Raw genomic sequence first — 2,664 nt, 5'->3', positions numbered from 1 at the left:
GCTATGGGGCAAATAGACGGTGAAAAATGGACCGCTGCGGGCGATTTGCAGCCGACGCTTCTTCTGCCGCGCAGGCTCCTAGACGTCTGCCGTCAGGCGTTCACGTTCACGACCAGGCGCCCGCGCACCTGCCCGGCCAGGATTTTTTCGCCATAGCCCACGGCGTCGGCCAATGCCACCTCGGTGGTGATGGCCGCCAGCTTGCTGTGATCCAGATCGCGCGCCAGCTGCGCCCAGGCACTCTCGCGCTGGGCCATGGGCGCCATCACGCTGTCGATGCCGTACAGCGTCACACCACGCAAGATGAACGGCGCCACGCTGGCCGGCAAGTCCATGCCCTGTGCCAGACCGCAAGCCGCCAGCGCGCCGCCGTAGCGGGTGCTGGCAATGGCGTTGGCCAAGGTGTGGCTGCCCACCGAATCCACCACGCCCGCCCAGCGTTCCTTTTGCAAGGGCTTGCCGGCTGCACTCAAGCTCTGGCGGTCGATCACCTCGGTCGCGCCCAGCGACTTCAAATAGTCGGCCTCTTCCAATCGGCCGGTGGACGCCACCACGGTATGGCCCATCTGCGCCAGCAAGGCAATGGCGACACCACCCACACCGCCGCCCGCGCCAGTGACCAGCACCTCGCCGCTGCCGGGCGCCACGCCCGCTGCGTCCCAGTGGCGTTGCAAGGCCTGCACGCACAGCATGGCGGTGTAGCCCGCCGTACCCAGCGCCATGGCGTCGCGTTCGCTCAGACCCTTGGGCAAGCGCACCAGCCAGTCGCCCTTGACGCGCGCCATTTGCGCCAAGCCACCCCAATGCGATTCGCCCACGCCAAAGCCGTTCAGCAGAACCTGATCACCTTTCTTCCATTTGGGGTGGTCGCTTTGCTCCACGGTACCGGCCAGATCTATGCCCGGCACCAGTGGAAACTGGCGCACCACGGGTGAGCGCCCGGTGATGGCCAGACCATCTTTGTAGTTGAGGGTGGACCAGGCCACGCGCACAGTGACGTCGCCCGTGGCGGGCAACTGGGCCTCGTCGAGCTGTGTCAGATCGCAGCGGTAGCCGCTATCGGGTTTGGTGACCAGCAAAGCTTGGAACATGTGGAACTCCTCGGTTGGTTTCGGTGCTCAGGACGGGGGCGCGCTTTCGCGCCAAAGGCGGATCGCCAGCCACCAGCCCAGCGCGGCATTCACCAGCGCCAGCACGCTCAAGAACAAGCGCAGGCCCAGCGTTGGCTGGTTCAGGTGCACCCACCAGACCAGCGCGGAAGACAAGCCGTTGAAGGCCAACACCAACCAGAAGGTGCCACGGCTCGGTTGCCAGAGCCGCTGCCAGGCGGAAGATAAAATTGACATGCGCTCATTGTGCCGTGCGTTGGTTCTCGCTTTCCTGCAAGGCGCGCCACATGACCTTGCCGCTCCCGCTCTTGGGCAGCGCGTCCACAAACTCCACCACCCGTGGGTATTTGTAGGCGGCCATGTTGTCGCGGCACCAGTCGACGATGTCTTGCTCGCTGGTCTGGCCCTTGGCCGAGGCGCGCAACACCACCACCGCTTTCACGCTTTCGCCCCGGTAGGCGTCGGTGGTCGCGATCACGCAGGCCTCGGCAATCGCCGGGTGGCGGAACATGAGCGCCTCCACCTCGGCCGGCCAGACCTTGAAACCGCTGGCGTTGATCATGCGCTTCAAGCGGTCGGTGATGAAGAAGTAGCCGTCCTCGTCCACACGGCCCAGATCGCCCGAGCGAAAGAAGCGCTTGCCCTCGAAGTCGATGAAGGCCGCTTCGGTCGCGCCCGGTTGCTTCCAGTAGCCCGCAAACACGCTGGGGCCGTGCATGATGATTTCGCCCTGCTCGCCCACCGGCATCTCGGTCAGCGTGATGGGATCGATCACGCGCGCATCCACGCTCATGAACGGAATGCCCAGGCATTGCTGCTTGGGTGCGTCGGGCGGGTTGCTGTGTGATGGCGCGGCGGTCTCGGTCAGGCCATAACCCTCGGCGAAACGCAAACCGTAGTGCTCTTGCAGGCGTTGCGCCACCGCTTGCGGCATGGCCGCACCGCCACCACCGATGTAGACCAGGCTGGACAAGTCGTACTGGGCAAAGTTGGGGCTGGCCAGCAAGTCGATCACCATGGTCGGAATGTTGGTCCAGCTCGTCACACGCCAGCGGGAAATGAGCTGCCCGGCCAGATCGCGGTCCCAGCGCGGCATGATGACCAGCGTGGCGCCGCCATAAATGCCCGCGTGCATGCCCGACACCATGCCGGTGATGTGGAACATGGGCACCACCAGCAAGGTGATCGCATCGGCGCTGCCGTTGCCCCACAGGCTGCTGGCCACCGCGTTGTGCATGATGCTGGCGTGCGTGTGCATGCAGCCTTTGGGCAGGCCGGTGGTGCCACTGGTGTAGGGCAGCACGGCCAGATCGGACGGGCCCACCGTCAAGGGCGGCAGCGGCGCCGAACACGCCAGCGCCTGTGCCCATGTGCACGCGCTGCCACCCGGCACGTCGGGCACCGCGTGGGTGGCCCACAGCCAGGCCTGCCAGGCCGCCGGCACCTGGGCCTGCTCGCCCATGGCATCGCGGTATTGCGCAACCACCATGTGGCGCAAGCGCTGGTCGGCCTCCAGTGCCGTGTTGGCCTGCGCCAGTTCGCCCGCCAGATCGGC

Annotated in this window: 3 protein-coding genes; all 3 read right to left on the bottom strand. The window is 66.0% G+C overall.

Going from position 1 to position 2,664, the window contains the following annotated elements; all coding sequences use genetic code 11:
• Positions 1–92 precede the first annotated feature (92 nt).
• Positions 93–1,091 carry an MDR family oxidoreductase gene (locus ABYB95_RS21010; RefSeq protein ID WP_372661482.1) on the bottom strand — a complete coding sequence of 333 codons (999 nt, stop codon included), beginning with the start codon at positions 1,089–1,091 and terminating at the stop codon, positions 93–95.
• 27 nt (positions 1,092–1,118) lie between these two features.
• The gene (locus ABYB95_RS21005) at positions 1,119–1,346 is read right to left on the bottom strand and encodes a hypothetical protein (protein ID WP_372661479.1); all 228 of its coding nucleotides are present in this window, start codon (positions 1,344–1,346) and stop codon (positions 1,119–1,121) included.
• A gap of 4 nt (positions 1,347–1,350) precedes the next feature.
• A partial coding sequence (locus ABYB95_RS21000; RefSeq protein WP_372661476.1) for a long-chain-fatty-acid--CoA ligase occupies positions 1,351–2,664 on the bottom strand: 1,314 nt, incomplete at its 5' end.

Source organism: Hydrogenophaga sp. (genome assembly GCF_041633695.1).
Classification (GTDB): Bacteria; Pseudomonadota; Gammaproteobacteria; order Burkholderiales; family Burkholderiaceae_C; genus Hydrogenophaga.
The sequence above is the reverse complement of the archived record's forward strand: the minus strand, read 5'-3'. Positions and strand labels throughout refer to the sequence as shown.

Excerpts from the sequence above, each read along its gene's own strand:
- ABYB95_RS21010 (WP_372661482.1), bottom strand. The coding sequence starts at position 1,091 with ATGTTCCAAGCTTTGCTGGTCACCAAACCCGATAGCGGCTACCGCTGC.
- ABYB95_RS21005 (WP_372661479.1), bottom strand. The coding sequence starts at position 1,346 with ATGTCAATTTTATCTTCCGCCTGGCAGCGGCTCTGGCAACCGAGCCGT.